The 19,453-nt window shown below is 70.0% G+C and carries 18 protein-coding genes and 2 pseudogenes; 14 read left to right on the top strand and 6 right to left on the bottom strand.

What is annotated here, in order from left to right:
• Positions 1 to 44: 44 nt before the first annotated feature.
• Entirely contained in the window at positions 45 to 1,877 is a 1,833-nt protein-coding gene (locus ACZ6ZQ_RS32185; protein ID WP_469772044.1) for a conjugal transfer protein, read from the bottom strand.
• Positions 1,878 to 2,180: 303 nt separating this feature from the next.
• On the opposite strand from ACZ6ZQ_RS32185, the gene ACZ6ZQ_RS32180 reads away from it, so the two are divergent.
• The 7 genes from ACZ6ZQ_RS32180 (at position 2,181) to ACZ6ZQ_RS32150 (ending at position 9,919) form a co-directional block, all read left to right on the top strand.
• The gene (locus ACZ6ZQ_RS32180; protein WP_469772043.1) at positions 2,181 to 2,681 is read left to right on the top strand and encodes a hypothetical protein; all 501 of its coding nucleotides are present in this window, start codon (positions 2,181 to 2,183) and stop codon (positions 2,679 to 2,681) included.
• Between the two features lie 67 nt (positions 2,682 to 2,748).
• The gene (locus tag ACZ6ZQ_RS32175) at positions 2,749 to 3,372 is read left to right on the top strand and encodes a hypothetical protein (protein ID WP_469772042.1); all 624 of its coding nucleotides are present in this window, start codon (positions 2,749 to 2,751) and stop codon (positions 3,370 to 3,372) included.
• Positions 3,369 to 4,391, top strand: a complete 1,023-nt coding sequence (locus ACZ6ZQ_RS32170; protein WP_469772041.1) for a hypothetical protein — start codon at positions 3,369 to 3,371, stop codon at positions 4,389 to 4,391. Before ACZ6ZQ_RS32175 ends, ACZ6ZQ_RS32170 begins: the two co-directional genes overlap by 4 nt.
• 22 nt (positions 4,392 to 4,413) lie before the next feature.
• A complete protein-coding gene (locus tag ACZ6ZQ_RS32165) occupies positions 4,414 to 5,124 on the top strand; it encodes a DUF4913 domain-containing protein (RefSeq protein WP_469772040.1) in 711 nt (236 codons plus the stop codon).
• 211 nt (positions 5,125 to 5,335) lie between these two features.
• On the top strand, positions 5,336 to 6,022 hold the full coding sequence (locus ACZ6ZQ_RS32160) for a hypothetical protein (RefSeq protein WP_469772039.1): 687 nt from the start codon (positions 5,336 to 5,338) through the stop codon (positions 6,020 to 6,022).
• A 9-nt stretch (positions 6,023 to 6,031) separates the two neighbouring features.
• Positions 6,032 to 8,134, top strand: a complete 2,103-nt coding sequence (locus ACZ6ZQ_RS32155) for a peptidoglycan DD-metalloendopeptidase family protein (RefSeq protein ID WP_469772038.1) — start codon at positions 6,032 to 6,034, stop codon at positions 8,132 to 8,134.
• Positions 8,135 to 8,185: 51 nt separating this feature from the next.
• Positions 8,186 to 9,919: a type IV secretory system conjugative DNA transfer family protein gene (locus ACZ6ZQ_RS32150; protein WP_469772037.1), complete on the top strand. Its 1,734-nt coding sequence runs from the start codon at positions 8,186 to 8,188 to the stop codon at positions 9,917 to 9,919.
• Between the two features lie 200 nt (positions 9,920 to 10,119).
• On the opposite strand, the pseudogene ACZ6ZQ_RS32145 reads toward ACZ6ZQ_RS32150, so the two are convergent.
• Positions 10,120 to 10,257 (bottom strand): annotated as a pseudogene (locus ACZ6ZQ_RS32145) (short-chain dehydrogenase); the annotation flags it as partial.
• A 138-nt stretch (positions 10,258 to 10,395) separates the two neighbouring features.
• Between ACZ6ZQ_RS32145 and ACZ6ZQ_RS32140 the strand changes: the two are divergent.
• Positions 10,396 to 11,409: a hypothetical protein gene (locus ACZ6ZQ_RS32140; RefSeq protein ID WP_469772036.1), complete on the top strand. Its 1,014-nt coding sequence runs from the start codon at positions 10,396 to 10,398 to the stop codon at positions 11,407 to 11,409.
• 392 nt (positions 11,410 to 11,801) lie between these two features.
• Here ACZ6ZQ_RS32140 and ACZ6ZQ_RS32135 read toward each other — a convergent pair whose 3' ends face one another.
• On the bottom strand, positions 11,802 to 12,041 hold the full coding sequence (locus ACZ6ZQ_RS32135; protein WP_469772035.1) for a DUF7660 family protein: 240 nt from the start codon (positions 12,039 to 12,041) through the stop codon (positions 11,802 to 11,804).
• A 528-nt stretch (positions 12,042 to 12,569) separates the two neighbouring features.
• A complete protein-coding gene (locus ACZ6ZQ_RS32130) occupies positions 12,570 to 12,773 on the bottom strand; it encodes a hypothetical protein (protein ID WP_469772034.1) in 204 nt (67 codons plus the stop codon).
• A gap of 986 nt (positions 12,774 to 13,759) precedes the next feature.
• Between ACZ6ZQ_RS32130 and ACZ6ZQ_RS32125 the strand changes: the two genes are divergently transcribed.
• A complete protein-coding gene (locus ACZ6ZQ_RS32125; protein WP_469772033.1) occupies positions 13,760 to 14,302 on the top strand; it encodes a tetratricopeptide repeat protein in 543 nt (180 codons plus the stop codon).
• A 381-nt stretch (positions 14,303 to 14,683) separates the two neighbouring features.
• Here the strand turns inward: ACZ6ZQ_RS32125 and ACZ6ZQ_RS32120 are convergent, their stop codons facing one another.
• Positions 14,684 to 15,499 (bottom strand): protein phosphatase 2C domain-containing protein, encoded by an 816-nt coding sequence (locus ACZ6ZQ_RS32120; RefSeq protein WP_469772032.1) that lies wholly within the window; start codon positions 15,497 to 15,499, stop codon positions 14,684 to 14,686.
• A 1-nt stretch (position 15,500) separates the two neighbouring features.
• A complete protein-coding gene (locus tag ACZ6ZQ_RS32115; protein WP_469772031.1) occupies positions 15,501 to 16,337 on the bottom strand; it encodes a sigma-70 family RNA polymerase sigma factor in 837 nt (278 codons plus the stop codon).
• Positions 16,338 to 16,505: 168 nt separating this feature from the next.
• Between ACZ6ZQ_RS32115 and ACZ6ZQ_RS32110 the strand changes: the two genes are divergently transcribed.
• From ACZ6ZQ_RS32110 to ACZ6ZQ_RS32090, 5 genes and pseudogenes are all read left to right on the top strand, one after another.
• Positions 16,506 to 16,832, top strand: coding sequence for an SCO3933 family regulatory protein (locus tag ACZ6ZQ_RS32110; protein ID WP_384556912.1), 327 nt, complete (start codon positions 16,506 to 16,508; stop codon positions 16,830 to 16,832).
• 6 nt (positions 16,833 to 16,838) lie between these two features.
• The gene (locus ACZ6ZQ_RS32105) at positions 16,839 to 18,200 is read left to right on the top strand and encodes an FtsK/SpoIIIE domain-containing protein (RefSeq protein WP_469772030.1); all 1,362 of its coding nucleotides are present in this window, start codon (positions 16,839 to 16,841) and stop codon (positions 18,198 to 18,200) included.
• Positions 18,201 to 18,348: 148 nt separating this feature from the next.
• Positions 18,349 to 19,037: pseudogene (locus tag ACZ6ZQ_RS32100) on the top strand (DUF2637 domain-containing protein).
• A 19-nt stretch (positions 19,038 to 19,056) separates the two neighbouring features.
• A complete protein-coding gene (locus ACZ6ZQ_RS32095) occupies positions 19,057 to 19,251 on the top strand; it encodes a hypothetical protein (protein ID WP_469772029.1) in 195 nt (64 codons plus the stop codon).
• A gap of 1 nt (position 19,252) precedes the next feature.
• Positions 19,253 to 19,447, top strand: coding sequence for a mobile element transfer protein (locus tag ACZ6ZQ_RS32090; RefSeq protein ID WP_018892242.1), 195 nt, complete (start codon positions 19,253 to 19,255; stop codon positions 19,445 to 19,447).
• Positions 19,448 to 19,453 lie beyond the last annotated feature (6 nt).

Genomic DNA, 19,453 nt, shown 5'->3' with positions numbered 1-19,453 from the left:
TTCGCTGTGTGGTGCCTGAGTGCGTTACGTCGGGGGTGTTGCGGTCAGGAGGTGCCGTTCGCGCGGCCCGCGCCGCCGGTCGCGGGCGGGGGGCTCGCGCCTGCGGGCGGAGCGCCTCCTCCGGTCGCGGGCGGAGTGCTTCCCCCGGTCGCGGGCGGAGTGCTGGCGTCCGGTGCCGGGGCGTCGGCCTCGCCCTCGTCCGCGCGCCCGCCGGCGGGGTCGAGGACGCCGCCGCGGATGTCCTTGATGAACCAGCCCTGGGCGGTGTTGACCACCGTGACCCGGTACGAGCGAAGGACCTTCGTGCCTGCTTCGGCATCGCCGTTCTCGCCGCCGCCGCCCCATTCGACCGTCACCCGTGCCTGGACGGACTGGCCGTCCTTGTACGTGATCTTGTCGCCGTCGTCGGTGCCCGCCGGCGCCAGGGCCGCCACGTCGCGGACCTGCGGCGCCGACAGCGCGCCGGCCAGTCCCGTGGTGGCCGCGTGGGTCGCGTCGGTGGTGGTGAAGCGGGTCATCGACGTCGTGTCGGAAGCCGACCAGGCCACGAAGTAGCCGGGCAGGACCTTCGCCTTGAGCTGGTCGGAGAGGTCCTGGTCGACGACTTCGTCGTCCTGGTCCACCTCGGGCGCGGTGCCGCGCACGGGCAACGGCATCTCACCCACGTCGCCGACGATGCGCAGCCCCGACGCGGTGGCCAGGTCCTTCACGTACACGGGTACGGAGAGGGTGGTGACGCGCCCGGTCGACAGCGTGACCTGAACTCCCAGGTACCGGCCGTTCTTTCCGTACTCGGGAAGCTCCTCGACGGTCCCGTCCCAGGTGGCGAGCGTGGCGCTCTGCGTACCCTGCCCGCCCCAGCCGCAGTCGCGGTCGACGCCTGTCGAGGCGTAGCGGGTCAGGGCTTCACGGCGCGCGTCGGCGTCCTTCGGCGCGTACGTCATGCAGAGCTTCGCGTACTCCTCGGCGAAGGTCGCCGCGGCCTGGGTCGGGAACTCGGTGAGCCGGTAACGCGTCACGTCCTCGTCGTCCAGGGCCGCGGTCTGCGCGCCGGACGACTTGCCGATCGCCAGACCCATGACACCGCAGGAGCCGAGCGCGAAGACACAGGTCGTGATCAGCAGCGTGGCACGCAGCGCGACATGGGTACGCCGGCCACCGGCGGGCAGCCGCCCACCGGGGCGCGGCACATCGAACCCGGCGCCGGCGCGTGCCGAGGCCCTGGGCTGCGGGGCGGCGGACGCCGGTGCGGCGGGGGTTGCGGTGGTGGCGGTCGTGGTTGCGGCGGGGGCTGCGTGCGGGTGGCCGGCCGCCGGGGCCGTGCCGCCACCCTGCTTACGGCCCTCGCGCTCGGCCTTCTTGCGCTCGTACTCGGCCTTGCGCTCGGCCTTCGCCCGCTCCCGCTTGTCCTTCTTCGACTCACCCGTCGGCCGGCTGGCGCGCGGCGGCAGGGTCGGTACGGCGGCCTCGCTCGGCGGCACCGCGGCCTGCGGGGCGCGGCGCACCCACGCGGCGGCGACCTGTGCGCGCGCCGCTTCCGAGGGGAGCTGCTGCTGGGGGGCCGGGGCCGGGGCCGCGGCTGTCGGATAGCCGTACGGACCGGGCGCCGGCTGGTGGTTGGCCTGGGCCTGGGCCTGGGCCTGGGGCTGGGGCTGGGGCTGCGGCTGCTGGGGCTGGTGCTGCGCGTGCGGATACTGGCCCTGGTGGTGGGGCTGCCCCGGCTGCTGTCCGTGCCCCTGTGCCTGTGCCTGTGCCTGTGCCTGCGCCTGCGCTTGTGCCTGCTGCCAGGCGGCCTGCTCCGCAGGGCCGAACTGCGCGGGCTGCCCGGAAGGCTGGCCTCCGCCGACCCCGCCAGCAGAGCTGCTGTGGTCCGTCATCGACTCGGTCTCTCCCCGCGTGTGATCCCCGTCCGCCGGTCGGGCGTGCGGCGGGCCCTGGTGAGGCCAGGTGCGGACGGCAGTGTGGCAAACGGAGGGCGCATCGGCTCCCGCCTTTTCCCAGGCGGGGAAAGCGTGAGGACGCACGAGGAAAGCCGGGGAAGCGTGAGGAATCCTCATGCGGAATTCCGGGGAATGTGCGGGAATCCGGGGCGGGCGGAGGCCTCCGGTGCTCGGTCAGAATGCGGGTTCGTGCCCGGGGGACGGGCGCTGAGCTGTCACCGACATCCCGAAGGACGAGAGTTGAGCGACCAGTACGCCCACCCGCAGCAGACCGCACCCCATGCCGCCGCGGCCCCGCCCGCCCCCGCGCCTCAAGGCGCCGCACCCGTCGCCGCTCCGCCGGCGCAGGTCATCGGTGCCCAGGCCGCCTGGATAGACGGCTACGAGCCGGGCAACCCCTGGCAGGCGAGGCTCTGCCTGCAGACCCCGTACGGCCCCGTCGTCTATCCCCTCACCCCGCACACCATGCCCGAACTCCTTGAAGGCCTGGTCATGGTCGCGCAGGAGCAACAGGGAACGACCGACATCCTCGGCCCGGACGATCCGGCAGCCGAGAGCGGCGCGGACGAATCCGACGACTCCGAGCCGGGGCGCGCCGCGGGTCTCCACGACGGCCGTGCCGCCCGCCTGACGGGCTGGGCCGTGGTCCACGACCTGTGGGAGCGCGAGGACCCGAAGGCCCGTTTCATCATGGGCGCCGTGGTCATCGGACTGTTGGTCCTCGGGATCTTCCTCACCTGATCGGAGTCCTGACCGGGATACGGTCGAACACGCGTATCGCGTGAGTGGATCGGGCTGAGGAGAGACGATGCTGACGGAGAAGACCGGCCGCACCGCCCAGGACCTGGCTGCCGAGCTGACGGGGCTGCGAGGGGTGGACTGGGCCTCGGTGTGGGCGGGCCCGCCGCAGGGCGGATCGCCGGAATTCCGTGACTGGTGCGGACGGTACGGCTGGGAGCCGCAGACCGTCGAGCGGAATCTCGAGGTGCGTACGCGCACCGGCGGTGAGATGACCTTCTGGTCGGACGGCCTGTGGACCCCGGTCAGCAGCCTTACGCACTACGCCTCACGCCTGCGGGCCTCCTCTCCGGCGGAGAACGCCGATGTCGTCGCACGAGCCGACGCGGCCTGGCCGGAGTACCTGAGCGCAGCCGAGAGCGTCATGGGCCCGGCCGTGTGGAGCGGCGCATGGGACGCCCCCGACTTCCCCGAGCCGCCGGAGCCCCGCTTCTGGGATGACCGGGAATCCCGTCTGGAGACCCGCAGCCCCTACCGACTGGCCTTCTGGCGGCCCGTGGGCGATCCGCCCGGCCAGGCCTTCTTCGTACTCGAGCAGTCCGTGTCGTTCCCGACGTGGACCGCCGACATGCCCGGCAGTTCGACCGTCGCGCTGGACGTGTATGCGCCCCAGGGCTCGCGGAGGAGTCGGTGAAGTACGACGCCCCTCCTTCCCAGGAGGAGACCAACACGGCGTTGCGGCTTCAGGACGAGTACGCGAAGGCCACCCCCTCGAACCGGAACGAGGCCCGCGTCCTGGCCAGCCGCATCTATGAGGACTGGCAGACGGCGCACGCCGAGGGCCGGTCCATCGCCCCGGACCTGCTGTCCTTCATCCGTGATATCGGCGACCACGGCTCCGTCACCGCCGAGGACAGGGGCAGCACCCGCGCGTTCTGGGCCTACGAGTCCCAGCCCGAGGGGGCGGACCAGCCCATCCCACACCGCTTCCTGGCTCGCGCGTGCGGAGCTTCGCGCGGACTTCAGGTGCTTCAGGACACCGATGCCGGCGGGCAGATGGACTCGTACCGCCTGGAGAACGAGCTGATGCAGCGCACCCTCGAGCGGAAATCCGGTCTGGATGGCAAGGAACTCAAGGCCGTCGTCGACCAGACGTGGGTCACCCTCTCGGAGCGCTACGCGATGGCCGCGGAGGGGCCGGTCGTCGCTTTCGTGGGCGACATCGCCGAACGGACCGTGCTCGGCAAGGACGAGCTGCCCATCCTCCTGGCGCATCCGAAGGTCGGCAAGGAGGGCGTGAAGTTCCCCGTCCCCCTGCCCGAGCACGAGCATCTGCCCCCGGAGATCGAGACGTTGATCGCCGATCCGCCGCTCAGGGCGCAGATGCACATGGAGGACTACAGACCGGACAAGTCACCCAAGGACTTCGCCGCCAAGCTCGCCGACCTCGACGTCCCCGAAAACCAGCGCGAAGCGCACGAAGGCGCGCTGTGGCGGCTCGCGGCCGCCAACAGCTACGACGAACTCGTCACGCGCGCCGTGGAGAACCAGACGCTGGAGCAGAAGGGCTCCGCCTTCACCCCCGGCGTGACCGAACGTCCCGTCTCCCGTCCCGCCGCTCCCCGGGGCCCGACCGGGCACGGTGTGTACAACCTGACCGTCGAACCCCCGGCCCCCGCCCTCGTCCCGGCACAGACCGGTGTCGAGCGCTGAGCAGCAAAAGAGGCACCACCTCGTGAGCAGCGACAACGACCACGCCCGTACGGCTCAGGCCATGGCGGAGAAGGCGGTCTTCTTCGCGGGGACCAAGGCCTGGGACGCCATGCACATGAAGCTGACGTTCTTCCTGGCCGGGGCCCGCTCGTCCCAGGAGGAAGAGCACCGTAGCCGTCAGTTGGACGACTGGAAGGCCCGCCTGCTCGCCGCTCGCGCGGCCGGCTACGCGACATCCGACGCGACCGCCCAGGCCGAGCTCACTGCCATGGTGCATGCCGAGCTCCGCGATCGGGGGGACGCCCTGGAGGCCCTGCATCAGGCGTTCCCGATGCTCGCCGAGTCTGTGCCGCAGTCGCAGCAGCCGTCCGGCGACGAGGAGGCGGAGTTCTACTACGCCGACGTCTTCGTCTTCGTCACCGAGTACCTCTCGCAGATGGTGCGGCGCCGGGTGAACGGCTCCTCCGCCACCTGGTGTCCTCGCTGGTGGGAGCACCCCGAAGCGGGCGCCCGGCTCTCCGCGCTCTGGCTGGCCTGGGAGCATCTGCGCCAGGACCCGGCGCTCGGCATGTCCACCTGGTGGCTGCACCACGCCGATCCGCATCTTCGAGTGCTGATGGACCCGGATCTGGGCCCGTTCGCGGCCTGTTCGCCCAAGGACGGCCACACGGCGTACCCCTTCGAGCCGCTTCCCGTGGATCCGTACGATCCCCAGGCGCACGCCGCCGGATGAGGCGACGAGGGGGCGGTGGGCCGGACCGGTGAGGATCTCCCGAGGGCCCTTCACCAATTCCCCTCATGGGTTTCCTCGTGCGGATCCCCTCCGCATTTCCCGAATTCCCCGTCCGCTTTCCGCGCTTTTCCTCACGAGGAAAATGAGCAGTCCGGCAGCCGTCCCTCCACCTACCGTGTCCCGGCGACCTGACTGAGGGAGGCCCGGGACGGTGGAGTCACCCGCCGAGAACAAGAGAAGTGCCGTACTCGCCCTGGCGGTATTGGGCGTTCTGCTCGTCGGTGCTCTGGTGCTGTTCACCGTCTTCGACGGAGAGGACGACACGGACGCCGTATCCGGAGGCAAGCCCGCCGCGGGCGCCACGCAGGACTCGGGGGACTCCGGGGACTCCGGGGCCGGCGGCGGAGCGAAGGACTCCGGAACCTCTCCGGGCGCCGCGGCCACCCCCATCGTCCCGCTGGACGACGTGGAGGCCGCGCACCGGGTGATGGCCGGCTACATGGCGGGCCTCAACACGTACGAGCACACCGACAAGGACGCCTCCTGGGCGTCCCCGCTGCTCGCGCTCACCACCCGGGACGAGGCGCTGAAGCAGGAGACCACCCTGCCTTCCGGCAAGGAGTGGGACGCCTGTCTGGCAGCCCGGTGCAGCTCCGAGGGGAAAGCGGTCGTGGTCCGCGACGCGATGATCGCCGACGACCTCACGCGCGGCAGTGGCAAGACGATCTCCAGCGTGGTCAAGGTGACCGCGACCCGCTCCGAGGACGGCAGGGCGACCGGCACGGAGACCAACTCCTGGCTGGTGAGCGTCCAGAAGAGCGGCAGCGAGTGGAAGGTCTCCGCGTTCGACCTGTACGGCCTGGGCAACGTGGGCGCGTCCGACGAGACGGGGGAGTGAGACGCACCGATGGTGGCTCCTGCCGTACTGGCGGCCGCGGCCAAGGCCGCCAAAGCGGCCAAGTCCGCCAAGAACGCGGCCCAGTTGGCCGCAGGCCAGGGCGGGGGTGGCGGCGACGGCGGCAAGAAGAAGGGCAGCGGCAAAATGCTGCTGCTCATCGGCGGCGGCGGTCTGCTGCCGATCGCCGGTGTCGGCTTCCTCGCCATCGTGATGATCAGCGGCATGGTGGGCGGGCTGGGCGGCGGCACCGCCCAGGCCGCGTGCGGTGACTACGGCGACAACGCCCAGGCGGGCAACACCGGTGACAAGGCCGCCACCAGCCCGATCATGCCGGCGGGCAAGGCCTACATGCCGAGCAGGACGGCCCGTCACGAGATACCCCCGAAGATGATCCTCGCGTCGATGCGGGCCGCGGCGCGTTACGACGGTCTCGACTGGACGCTGATCGCCGGGCAGATGTACCAGGAGACCAAGTTCGGCCAGGACAAGTCAGCGGCACCGGGCGGCAAGAACAGCGCCGGGTACATGGGTCTGCTGCAGTTCGGCGACGACGCCTGGACGGACTACGGTGCCGACGGCAACGGCGACGGCACGAAGGACAAGTACAACATCGACGACGCGGCCTTCGCCGCCGCCAACTTCCTGCACGCCAAGGGCGCCGAGACCGACGCCTGGGAAGCGCTCCGGTCCTACTCCGGATCGAAGAAGAACAACACCATCTACATGCGCGTGGTCCTCACCCAGGCCGCCCGCTACCGCGGCACCCTCACCGGTGACAAGGACCTGATCAAGGACTGGTACGCGCATCTGAAGAAGACCGTGGAGAAGAACCCGGACTTCCCCACTCTCGGCCAGCAGTCGGACATCCCGGAGCCGGTCGGCAACAACGCCGTCCCGAGCAAGGCGCTGAGCATCTCGGCCTCCTCGCCCCGCTCCTGGTCCACCCCGCCCCTCGACGGCAACGGCGAACGCGGGGAGGGGGACGAGGTGGCGACCGCGATGGCGCCGGTCTCGTACTCCCGTCCGCTGTCCGCTCCGGCGGCCCGGCCCTTCGACGAGCCGCAGCCCGCCAACGGCAAGAGCTGGCAGTGGCCGATGAAGAAGGGCACGTACCAGATCGGCACGAAGTACCGTGCGCGCGGCGGCATGTGGAGCCTCGGGTACCACACCGGACTCGACCTGACCGCCTCCAGTGGCACCCCGATCTACGCCCCCGCCGACGGCAAGGTGGTGAAGACCGCCAAGGGCGGCTCGTACGGCAACGAGACCCACATCGAGCACGCGAACGGTGTGATCACCCTGTACGCCCACCAGACGACCGTCTCGGTCTCGGTCGGCGACACCGTCAAGCGCGGGGACCAGATCGGCACGGTCGGCGCGACCGGCAATGTCACCGGACCCCACCTCCACTGGGAGGTACGGGTCCCCGGCGTCGACAATCCCTTCGTCGGCGGCCAGGACCGCGGGCCCGGCATGGTCGACCCGGAGGGCTGGCTGGAGGGCAAGGTCTCCGCCAACCCCGACTACGGCAGCGTGCCCGGCGGAAACGGTGACGGCGGCAAGGACGCCGAGTACGCCGACTGCGCCAAGGAGGGCAACGGCACCCCGGTCGCCCCGGACGGCGCCGGCGTGACCGGCGTACTGCCGGACTCCGACGACCCGGTGGTGCGGGCCGCACTCGGCTGGGCGCAGCGCGGCCTCGGTGTGCCGTACGTCCTGGGGGCTCCGCGACTGCAGGGCAGGAACCCCACCACGTTCGACTGCTCCAGCTACACCCAGTGGGCCTACTACCAGGCCAGCAACGGCAAGATCAATATCGGGGCGACCACCTTCGAGCAGGAGGACAGGCTCCGGAAGTACAAGATCGATCTGAGCGAGGCACAGCCCGGCGACCTGATCTTCTTCCGGCCCAGCTCACGCGGTTCGGAGCACGTCGGCATGGTGTGGGACCCGGCCGGCAAGAAGATCGTCCACGCCCCGCGCCCCGGCAAGAACGTCGAATTCAGCACCTGGGACGTGCAGGACAAGATCACCGCTGTCTACCGGGTGCCGATCCCGCAGGGCACCAACGCGGTCGAGTCCGACGGCAAGGGCGGCGACTCACATGCGTAACGGCGCGGAAGCCGGCTCGCAGCGGGCCTCAGCGGAAGGAAAGCCCCGACCATGACCATCGAACAGCGGAAGAAGCCCCGCGCAGAGGACGACTGGACGATCGAGATCGTCCTCCTCGTGGGCACCGTCCTCGTCCTTCTGTGCGGCGCCTGGCTCGCCGCCCGGCTCGGCGCGTCCTTCGACGGCCAAGCGGCCCCGCCGGGCAATCCGTTCTCCTTCGCCGTGGCCATGGTCAAGGGGGACTACGCCTGGCCGGGCGGCGCTTCGAGCGCCATCGCGGCAGGTGAGGCGCTGCTGCTCGGCATCGTCGCGCTCGCCGGGTACCGGGTGCGCCAGCGCGTCCGCAACAAGCCGGACGTCGACGGCGCGGCCCGCCATCTCGCGAAGGGCGAGGAGCTCGGCAAACTCACCATGAAGGGCGCCGCGGCGACCGCGGAGCGCCTCGGCGTGCAGGGCAATGTGCCGGGCGTCCTCATCGGCCGTTCCGTACGCGGCCGGCAGCCGCTGTACGGCTCCTTCGAGGACATGCACATCGACATCTGGGGACCCCGTACCGGCAAGACGACCCGGCGCGCCATCCCCGCGATCCTCGACGCCCCCGGCGCGGTGCTCGTCACCTCCAACAAGCGGGACATCGTCGACGCGACCCGCGGCCCGCGCCAGTCCCGCGGGCAGGTCTGGGTCTTCGACCCGCAGCAGGTCGCGCAGGAGCCGCCCGCCTGGTGGTGGAACCCGCTCACGTACGTGACCGATGTCGCCAAGGCCCGCAAGCTGGCCGACCACTTCGCGTCGGGCTCGCGCGACGCCGACGCCTCCACCGACGCGTTCTTCGACCCCGCCGGACAGGACCTGCTCGCCAACCTGCTGCTCGCGGCGGCCACGGCCAAGTCCTCGATCACCCAGATCTACACCTGGCTGGCCAACCCGAAGGACGACACCCCGGAGCGCATCCTGCGCGGCGCCGGGCACCTCATGCCCGCCGACGCCCTGGCCGGTGTGATCACGGCCCCCGACAAGCAGCGCAGCGGCATCTACGGCGTCGCCCAGCAGATGGCGTCCTGCCTGATCAACCCCGAGGTCAACAAGTGGGTGACGCCGTACCCGGACGACGACCGCCCCGAGTTCGACCCGCACGAGTTCGTCCGTACCGGCTCCACCCTCTACTCGCTCTCCCGCGAGGGCAGCGATTCCGCCGGCCCGTTGGTGACCGCCCTGACCGTGGCCGTCGTCGAGGCCGCCGAGGAGTACGCCACCACCCAGCGGGGCGGCCGGCTGCCGCTCCCCCTGGTCGGCGTCCTGGACGAGGCGGCGAACGTCTGCCGCTGGCGCGCCCTGCCCGACCTCTACTCGCACTACGGCTCGCGCGGCATCATCCTGATGACGATCCTCCAGTCCTGGGCCCAGGGCATCGAGGTGTGGGGCGAGCGCGGCATGGAGAAGCTCTGGTCCGCCGCGAACGTCCGGGTCTACGGCGGCGGTGTCTCGGACACCCGCTTCCTCGGCGATCTCTCCGAGCTGGCGGGCGAGTTCGAGCTGCGCGACTTCTCCACGACCCGTGAGTCGGAGTTCGGCGGGTGGTCCGGCAACCGCACCGTCAACGAGTCCGTACGCCGTGAACGCGTGCTGCAGGTCTCCGACCTGGGCTCGATGCCGCCCGGCCGGGCCCTCGTGCTGGCGTCCGGCACGAAGCCGGTGCTGGTGGAGACGATCCCCTGGTGGGAAGGCCCGTACGCGCGCTCGGTGCAGGCGTCGCTGGCGCAGTACGACCCCGGGGCGCGTGGCTGACGGGCGCGGGGTGCGTGGCTGACGTGCCCGGGGCGTGTGGTTGACGTGCCCGGGATCCGGGTTTGACGTGCCGCGGCGCGGGGCTGCCGCGCCCGGGACTCGCGGTTGACGTGCTCGGGACTCGCGGTTGACGTGCTCGCGACTTGCGATTGACGGGGCGGCGGGGCGGCGGTCGGTCGGACCGGCGCCCGGTCCGACCGTCACCAGGGCACCGGGCCGGCCGCGTCGAAGAAGCCGCCGGTCGGGCCGTCGGCCCCGATGCTGGCCATACGGACGATGATCTCCGCGCCTTCTTCGACGCTCTGGGTGCCCCTGCGGCCGTTGAGGTCGGTGGCGGTGGAGAGCTCGCTAGGGCCCGTCTTTCAGATCTTGCCGGGCTCGCCTGCTCTGGCAGTTGATCGCGCCCGGCTGCCGAGGGACGACGAGCACGCAGGAGTCGTGGAGGGGTCGGCCGAGGGGTCGGCTAAGGTGCGCGCATGCTATTCGGACGTGGGCGGTTTCCAGCCGCCGTCGAGAACTTCGAGGCGGCTGTACGGGCCCAGGACCCGGACGCGGCCGAGCGTGCCTTCGCGCGTCTGACGCGCGGTTTCGGCAAGGCGGCGGACGCAGAGCTTCAGGCGGCGGGGCCTCGGCTCTCCGCCCTACTGCGGGAGGTGCCGCCCGGGCCGCGAGCCGTGGTGGCCGTGATGACCGGGGCGTGTGTCGAGCGGGGCGCCGACCCGCTGGCCTGCGCGCCCACTGTGTTCGCGAGCGCCCTGGACGCCTTCGAGCAAGCCGCCGTCTTCTGCGAGCGGTGGGCGGCTGCGGACCGCGGCGAGCTGCCCGACCACGAGGGCGAGGGCCTGGAGGAGGCCGACTTCGAGCGGATCGGCTTCGAGGCCATCATGGCCTGGCAGGCGCTCCCGCAGTTCGAGATGGCCTGCGTGGCGATGCTCAACTCGCCGCGGGTGCGCCGCGAGGTCCCCGGTCGCGAGGGCTTGCGGACTGCCGTCGCCCGGGTCGCGGAGCTGTCCGACGAGCCGTTCAAGTGCCTCGCGTACGCCCTCGCCGTCCTTGACGACGAGCCGCTCATCGCGCTCGACCGCGCCACCGGCGCCGGCTTCGCGCTGCGGATGTCCGGCATCGGCGACAACTTCCAGCTGCACACCCTCCTCGCCGACGCCCTGATCGGCCGAGGCCTCGTGGAAGGCGAGGCGCCTTCGGCCGAAGCCGTCGCCTGCTGCCGCGACCAGGCTGGGATGGTGCCGACCACCGGCTCCTTCAACCTGGTCGGCGCCGATGGCGAGTGGATCTGGAACGAAGGCACACCGGCGGACATCCCTGCCGTGGACGGCGTCCGGCTCGTGGTCCTCGACCCGCCCCCGTATCAGAGGGGCTGGCCTGCTGGCCGGTTCTTCCCCGGGATGACCGGCGAGCTCGTGTACAAGCACGCCCTCGCGGCGGAAGAGTCGGCCGCCCTGCTGGCCCGAGTGGCCGAGCCCGTCCGCTGACACGGAGGGACACAGCTCAACGCTGCATCAAAGAGCTCAAGTGCGGCTTGGTGTCAGCGAGGTGATTCGAGACAAGCGGTCCAGGGGTGACGCTCGGGGAGTGGATTTTCTTGATCCACTCCCCGTTCACTCCCCAGAGGCCCCGAGGAACGAGTCAGGGCCGGTTTCCCGTGCGGGAAGACCGGCCCTGACCTGGTGTTTCAGCTGTCGGGGTGGCGGGATTTGAACCCACGACCTCTTCGTCCCGAAGCAACTTGGGCGGGCTCCCGACCTGGAGGTTACGTGCCTCCACCTGCTGTGATGGTCCGTGGGTGTACGTGGTTGTCCGCCGCTGTCTGTCGGCGTTGTCGCTCAGTTAGACACTCAGCACAGCCCAACTACGAAGATCCTGACTACTCGTACGTGGTCGCCGCTCGCGCAAAGAAGCTCCAGTCACCGTTGGCGGGCAACTCGCGGCCGACGTTGCTGTACCAGCCGTCCGCGTCGTCGATCCATGCTGCCAGGGTCTCCAGGAACCCGGCGAGGTCCGCGTTCTCCCACGAGTCGCCCTCCTCGGTATGGCTGCGGTGCAGGGAGCGGACTAAGACCGCCAGGTCTTCTCTGCTGTCGACATGATCAGGAGGAGTGGTCATGCGCGGCACCCTACAGTCGGGCACGGTCCAGGGGCGTCGGACGATTCGTGTAATGTTGGCCCGTTCGAGCCGGGCCAGGTGGGCCGACATCTCCGGGGCCGGTGGCGGTCGTCTGCAGTCGTGGCGGTTGCTGTACCTGTCGCTGAGCTGATCTCGCAGGGCGGGACGGTCGCTACCGTCCCTGTCTTCGACCCCACGTTTTGGGCTGAGCCGGTGCTTCCTTGAGCTCCAATGACAGCCACCGTGCGTCAGCGTCGCAAAGGGCGCTGACCTGGGACTTCCTCTGGATCAGCGGTCCTTTCCGCATCGTCGGGACCAGGGCCGCGATAGCTGTTCCCCAGAGAAACGGCTCCGGAGGGCATGATCAGGAAGAGCGCCTCTAGGTATCTGACCTGCGAGGGAGCAGTAGGAAGGGAACCTGTTCGTGCGATCCACACGCCCCTCACACGAAGGGCACCCACGAAGACATGCCGGTGTAGCGGTCTAGTGCTGTGACCGGCGAACGTTCCCGGTCGCAGCACTAGCCTGCTAGCCGCCGACGCCACCGCCACCGCTACGGCCGCCGTCGACGAAGGAGGTCGCAGCCGTGGGCTGGCTCATGACCGGCGTCGAGGCGGACGCCGGAAGGGCGACAACACCAGAGACCAGAGCGGTCGCGGCGCAAACCATCGCGAGGCGGAAGCCCCGTCGCTTGGGCCGGGCGTCGTTGTGAGTGTGAGCGTGACGGGTCATGGATCTTCTCCTTCTGATACAGAGGGGATTAATTCCGCCTCCGTGCTGTCTCGTTTCCTCTCCGGTGAGGCCCGCGCTTCAAGTAGGCCTGACCGGCAAAGCGTGGTCATGTCCCGAGAACTCGGGACTTGACGGAGCCGGAGGCGTCATGTAGTTGCACGCGACCGACTGACACCTTGTATGCGATCGCAGGGAGTGGATCGCTTCTAGGCCCCAGGCCGGGCATCACGGCTTGCGGTTGGCAGGACGTGCTTGCGCGAGGTCGGTGGAGTGTCAATGGGCGAGTCAGCCCTGAGCGAGCTTGAAAACCGTCGTGGCGGCGACGTCACCGTGGGTTCAAATCCCACACCCACCGCAGATGAACGGCCCCTGACCAGCCAACTCGGTCAGGGGTCGTCGCATGTCCGGCTACCGTGATCGCCCGGTGTTCCCCGTGATTCCCCGCTCGATCGGGCACGCATGGGGCACGGCGATTCAACGCTTCTGGGCTCTGTACTGCTTGAGAAGTTCTGCCGGGCGACCACTACACCCCCGGTCGCTCCCGTCGGCTGCTTTGGGCGGCGCCATGGGGGGCCCGCCCTGAGCTGCTCCCGTTCGCTGTCGTTGATGTCAGCGGTAGATGTCATGGCACTTATCGAGACGAACTACTCGCATGGCGGTTTGCTGAGGACTGCCGCACCGTTCAACACTGGTCACGGGGGCGACGTGGTGGCCTGCGGCCAAGGTGGCTGATGTATGGCAGCTCAGCCGGGGCACAGTGCTCCGCTCTGTTGCACCGAACCGCCGGTCACTACGTGCACGCGGGGGATGGAGTGCGGCCCTGGTCGGCCAGGTCTGGGAACGGTGAAGTCATGGAGCGGAGACGTTGGCGTCGCTGGGGCGCGGATATCGTCGGCGGGGGGATATTTGCGGCGCTCCTCGCAACTGCATTGGGCGGAGGGCCCTTGCCCTGGTGGGCCTGGGCTGGGCTCGGGGCTGCATGGTTTGTGATCGTCACTGAGCTGACACGGGCGGTACGGTCGCGAGCGGCCAAGAAGGCCGTTGCCCGCTACCGTGGCCTGGCTGAGACCGACCCCGACCGCTACCGCCCCGACCTCGCCATCGCCCTGCAAGACCTCGGCGCCCTGCTGGCGGGACTGGGGCGCTGGGCCGAGGCGCTGTCCCCCCTCCAGGAAACCGTTGACCTCTACCGTGGCCTGGCCGAGAGCGACCCCAACCGCTACCACCCCGGGCTCGCCGACTCCCTGGACACCCTTGGCCTTGTGCTGGCGAAGCTGGACCGCCCGGCCGAGGCGCTGCCGCTCGCCCAGGAAGCCGTTGACCTCTTCCGTGGCTTGCAAAGTGCCGACGCCGACCGCTACCTTCCCGGCTTCGCCGACTCCCTGGACACCCTCGGTCTTGTGTGGGAGGGGCTGGACCGCCCGGCCGAGGCGCAGGCAGCAAGGAGGAAAGCAGCAGCCTTCAGACCTGCGCATATTGCGGAGGCTCGCCGAAAAGCCCAGGCAGATAGGGATGCCGGGTCCGGGTGATGGTGGTGGTCACCGTCGTCTTGCCGCCGACGCTGCCCTTGGTCGGTGTAGCGGCTTTGGGCTGGAGCTGCCATGGGGCGAGAGATCGGGGGCCCGTAAGCTTCCCGCGACTCGGGCAGTCTCCTGACCTGCCCGCAATAGCCCGATGTGGGCCCCCGATCTTCGAGGCTCGCCCCATGGTGGCTGCGTAAAGCCGCGGAGCCGACCGCCCCAGCCACAGCGGGCTACTGTCTCGTATCTGGCGTGCTCGCTTCAGCCGCGCGGCCGGCGGAGCCGGGCCCGGAGCGGTGGCGAAGACAGGGAGCGTCGGGCCCGGCGGCGAGCCGGGCCGCGCGCGGCGAGCGGAGCGAGCCGCCTTGAACCCGTAGAGAAGGTTTCTACTCACTCCCCTATCCGGACCAGAACGGCTGTCGCGTCGTCGTGGCGCTTGCCCCGTGGCCAGCGCTTGGCTTCCGGGTCGCTGTTCTCCATCGCGCGGGTGCGGTCGATGAGACTCTGAGGCCCATCCGCCTCGAGCTGGTGCATCGCCTCGGGCCATGTCATCTCGTGGAAGTCGTCTACTGCCCTTGCGGCTCCGTCGGTCAGCAAGGCGACAGCTCGAACGCCGGACAGCGGCATGGTGCCGGTCAGGGCTTCTTCCGCTGCCTTCGGGTCGTGAGCTGCAACCCAGTATCCGTCGGCCGAGTTCATAACCTCGCGCTGCGCGTATGCAAGCCTGCGGCGACGCTCGGCGTTGGACAGCTCTTCCAACTCCGCCCGCATTGCCTGGCACTGCCGTGACGTCACTTCTGTGACTCGGTGATCGGACACGGTTTGGAGTCCGTCTTCGGCCTCGATCACGATGGTGGAGTCACTGAGCGCCAGCCACTCGATGACTTCCTCGCGGAGACGGACCGCGGCAACCGTCGCGGTCGGAGTCATGGGGTCGTGGAGATTGCAGGTCGTCGCGTGCAGCTGGGAGACGTGACGGATCGCGTCGGCCAGACAATCGGTCAGGCTGGCGCTCTGTTCCGATGCCCGGCGGTGCAGCTCGGCGCCAAGCTGGTGGACGTACCACGGCACTCCGTGGATGCATCCCGTGGGCAGGCCGTCGGGTATGCCGGCACCGTCGAGTACGACTGCGACCTCTGTGCTGGCCACGACGAAGTCCTCGTTGTCCCGGCCCGGTCGAGCCGTGCTGGCGAAGGAGACACGCATGTCAGGCTGCCTCGTGTCGCAGGATGTCGGTCACCGCCTGAGTGCTCCGGATCCTCTTGCTTCCGGCTTCGTACTCGCACTTGATGACCATGGAGAACGGGTCACTGCCGATCTGCTCGTAGAGCTCCCCGAGGTGACCGGTCAGGTAGTGGGCGACTCCCAGGGAACCGACCGCATGCACACCGGCGATCAGGAGGAAGGTCCCTTGTCCATCCGGTCTCGGGAGCCGTCCCAAGTAGGCAACGTCGGCGGGCTTCGGGGTGTTTGGGTCGTCGCTGGGTGATGTGTGAACCTGCCGTGTCTCGCGCTCGATCAGTGCCCAGCGTCCGTCGTCCAAGGTCTCGAAGGACAGGCGGGGGTCGGCCTGGAGCGCCGCGGCGGTGATCGGCGAAGTCTTCGGGCCGCAGACGACGGTCAGGCCGTCGCGGTTGAGGTCGATCTCGCCGGTGGTGGGGATGTACTCCAGCTCCCCATCGAGCTGTAGGCGGTGTGCCAGGTTGATCAACTGCTGGCCTGTGGCGCTGTCCTCCAGGGCGACGTACTCCCGTTCGCCTGCGCGCTGAGGCACGGCGACTTGTACACGATCGACTCCGAGGAAGGCGCGCTCTGTCGGCGGGCCGGCGTCCTTGAGTTGCGCGACTCGGGCTCGGCTCACTCCCATGAGTTTGGCGACGTCAGCCATCGAGAGGCCGCTCTGACGGAGCCACGCGATGCTTTCCTTGCGCATCCGGGACGTCTCAACAACGGCGGCTTGCAGCTCTTCCATCAGGTCGACCGCGGCTTTGACTCGCAAGCTGTGGTCCTTGATGGCTGCTACACGTCGGACTTCATCGATCATCGCCCGACGCCTCCGATCTCACGCACGCGGATGGCTTCACAGCCCGATGATAAGGGGGGCTTGACACCTGCGCCAGGCAGGTGCACCTTAGTGTTAACCCCCCCTTAGCAACCGCTGAGTGGGTGTCCTCAGCGTGCTAACCCCCCCTTACCGGCAGGAGAAGCTCCAGTGCCTAGCTTCAAGATCGACACTTCGACCGCTGTCGTATTCGTTGCGGTCGAGCCGCAGTTGAAGGTCATCAACAAGCAGACCGGTGAGATCGCGGTCGACCGGGAGTCCGGGGCGAAGATGATGACGGTCGGCCTGACCGTCGCCGATGAGGGTGAGGCGAACCTCCTCAACGTCTCGGTCCCGGAGACCGGCGTTCCGGAGGGAGTCACGCTCGGTATGCCGGTGAAGGTCGTCGGCCTGAAGGCCCGGGACTGGGAGCGGGACGGGCGGCACGGTATCGCCTTCCGAGCGGTCGCTCTCGTCGCTCCGTCCTCGAAGGGCTGAGTGGCCGTGTCGACCACGACGTTCGTCGTCTTAGCCCTGGTGGCGGTCGTCGCGGCTTTGGTGCTGCGGCGGCTGCGCCCGGCCTGGTACTGGCTGAGCATCGGTGTCACGCTCGCCATGATCCGGGTGGTGGTCCGGTACGCCTCGGTCATGGACGCGTGTGGGCTGACCGTCCCGCCGTCCCGGCTGCGGCTCAATCTGGCCCGGCTCGCCCGGCGGCCGGCTCCCGATCCCCGGGCGCCGCGGATCCTGCGGATCCGCCCCACGCGTACCGGGCTTGTGCTGCGGCTGAAGCTCCAGCCGGGTCAGGACCCTTTCGACTTCGCTGCTTCGACGGACCGGCTGCGGCACTCCTTCTCCATGCACGGCGTCGCCTCGCGTGAGATCAAGTCCGGGGTGGTCGAGTTGCGGATGACCGGCTACGACGTGCTGCGGCGCGTGCAGATGCCGGTGAACATCGAGACGGCCGGGCTGCGGGTGCCGGTCGCTTTGCGGGAGGACGGAGAAGTCCACTTCCGGGACTACCGGGAGGTGCCGCACGCGCTGAACCTGGGCGCGACTCTGTCGGGGAAGTCGGTCTACCAGCGCAACCTGGTCAAGGAACTCGCCTCCCGCCATGTCGCGCTGGTGGGTATCGACTGCAAGGAGGGTGTGGAACTCGCCCCGCTGGCCCGCCGGTTCTCCGCTCTCGCCGACAACCCCGACGACGCTGCAGATCTGCTGGAAGCCCTAGTGGGGCGGATGGCGGACATCTACCAGGTGATCCGCAGCGAGCAGCGGATCAGCTCGGACACCCCGGATGCGGAGATCACGGCAGACATCTGGGGCCTGCCCGAGGAGGTGCGGCCGGTGCCGGTCGTCCTCTTCGTCGACGAGGTCGCGGAGCTGGCCCTGTTCTCCACCACGGCGGAGAAGAAGCGCCGCGAGCGGATCGTCACCGCCCTCGTGCGTCTGGTGCAGCTCGGCCGCGCCGCCGGGATCTACGTCGAGATCTGCGGCCAGCGCTTCGGCGCCGAACTCGGCGACGGCATCACGATGCTCCGCGCCCAGCTCACCGGCCGCGTCTCGCACCGGGTCAACGACGAAGCCTCCGCCAAGATGGCGTTCGGCGACATCTCCCCCGACGCGGTCATGGCGACCACACAGATCCCGGTCGAGCGGCCCGGCCTGGCCGTTGCCGGTGACTCCTCGGGCGGCTGGGTCCGCATCCGCACCCCGTTCACGACGCTCCGCCAGGCCGTGAACACCTGCGCCGCCCACGCCCACCGCACCCCGGCCCTGGACGGCCTGGAGCGCTTCCGCCCGGCCCTTCTCGACCCGGCACCGGCCGAGATCCCCGCCCCGGCCTCGGCTCCCGTCACCGCCTGACTGTTCCCCCTGCTTCACGGTCGGCGCGATCGTCACGCGCCAGGTCCCTACCCCCGCCATGCCAAACAGCAGTCCGCCGGGGCCCGACGACCACCCCGCCGTACGTCGTCCGGCCCCGGCCCGACCCCCTTCAAGGAGGTGAAGACCCATGTTCCGCAAGGTCCGCCTGGACGCCGTTCTCGTCCAAGCCGTCATCGCCGGGGCCCTGTCCTTCGCCCACCTGCACGACCTCGCCGCCGCCGCGGGCCAGGACGGATGGAAGGCGTGGCCTACCCCGTCTCCGTCGACCTGCTCCTCGTCGCGGCCTGGCGCCGCCTGCGCCTCCTGCGCGACCAGGGCGAACCGGCCCGCGCGGCCTGGTCCTGGTTCGCCGTTGCCCTGGCGGCCTCGCTCGGCGCCAACGTCGCCACCGCGGGCCTGCTCGGCCTCAACGACGTGCCCGACTGGCTGCGCATCCTCGTCGCCGGATGGCCTGCCCTGGCCTTCCTCGGCGGCACCCTCCTCGTTCACACCCCCACCACCCCCACCACCCCGACCACTTCCGACACCGACCACGTCGAGCCCGAGCCACTGCCCGTGGTCGAGCCGGTGACCGCGCCGGCCCAACCGGAGCCCGCTCCCGTGCCCGTGCCGGATGCGGTCGAGCCTGCCGAGCCGGTCCCGGCCCTGCCCGCCGCACCGCCCGCGGACGTGCCGCCTGCCCTCGTCGACCACGCCCGCAAGCTCGCCGACTCCCACCGCGCCTCGACCGGCACCCCGATCGACGCCGCGACGCTGCGCGACCGCCTCGGCCTACCCGGCCCGATGGCCGACCAGCTCGCCGCCCACCTCACCTGACCTCGAAGGGAGCACCACCGTGACCCGTGACCCGGCCGACCTGACTGCCGCCGACTACCTCGACGGCGCCCGCGAGATGACCGCCGCCAACCGGCCCTACCTCGCCCACCTGCTCGCCGAGGAAGCCGCCCAGCGCACCACCGACCCCGCCACCGCCGCCGGTATCCGCGCCGCCTACCCCGACCCCACCACCACCCGAACGGAGAGCGACTGACATGCCCGCCCGCGACTTCTTCCACTCCGTCATGCGGATCGGCCCCGTGCAGATCGGCACCCACCGCGACCGCCACGGCCGCACCAAGTACGCCGCGGTCTGCTCACGCGACAACTGCGGCTGGTCCGCCGACTACTCCACCCAGTCCGCCGCCCAGCTCGCCGCCCGCACGCACCGCTGCCGCATCACCGACTGAACAGGA

This window comes from Streptomyces sp. NPDC053673 (assembly GCF_055585225.1).
Note: the sequence above shows the minus strand (reverse complement) of the source record. Positions and strands in the feature narration are given on the sequence as shown.

Excerpts from the sequence above, each read along its gene's own strand:
- ACZ6ZQ_RS32120 (WP_469772032.1), bottom strand. The coding sequence starts at position 15,499 with ATGCGTGTCTCCTTCGCCAGCACGGCTCGACCGGGCCGGGACAACGAG.
- ACZ6ZQ_RS32130 (WP_469772034.1), bottom strand. The coding sequence starts at position 12,773 with ATGACCCGTCACGCTCACACTCACAACGACGCCCGGCCCAAGCGACGG.
- ACZ6ZQ_RS32155 (WP_469772038.1), top strand. The coding sequence starts at position 6,032 with ATGGTGGCTCCTGCCGTACTGGCGGCCGCGGCCAAGGCCGCCAAAGCG.
- ACZ6ZQ_RS32090 (WP_018892242.1), top strand. The coding sequence starts at position 19,253 with ATGCCCGCCCGCGACTTCTTCCACTCCGTCATGCGGATCGGCCCCGTG.
- ACZ6ZQ_RS32175 (WP_469772042.1), top strand. The coding sequence starts at position 2,749 with ATGCTGACGGAGAAGACCGGCCGCACCGCCCAGGACCTGGCTGCCGAG.
- ACZ6ZQ_RS32140 (WP_469772036.1), top strand. The coding sequence starts at position 10,396 with ATGCTATTCGGACGTGGGCGGTTTCCAGCCGCCGTCGAGAACTTCGAG.
- ACZ6ZQ_RS32185 (WP_469772044.1), bottom strand. The coding sequence starts at position 1,877 with ATGACGGACCACAGCAGCTCTGCTGGCGGGGTCGGCGGAGGCCAGCCT.
- ACZ6ZQ_RS32115 (WP_469772031.1), bottom strand. The coding sequence starts at position 16,337 with ATGATCGATGAAGTCCGACGTGTAGCAGCCATCAAGGACCACAGCTTG.
- ACZ6ZQ_RS32135 (WP_469772035.1), bottom strand. The coding sequence starts at position 12,041 with ATGACCACTCCTCCTGATCATGTCGACAGCAGAGAAGACCTGGCGGTC.
- ACZ6ZQ_RS32150 (WP_469772037.1), top strand. The coding sequence starts at position 8,186 with ATGACCATCGAACAGCGGAAGAAGCCCCGCGCAGAGGACGACTGGACG.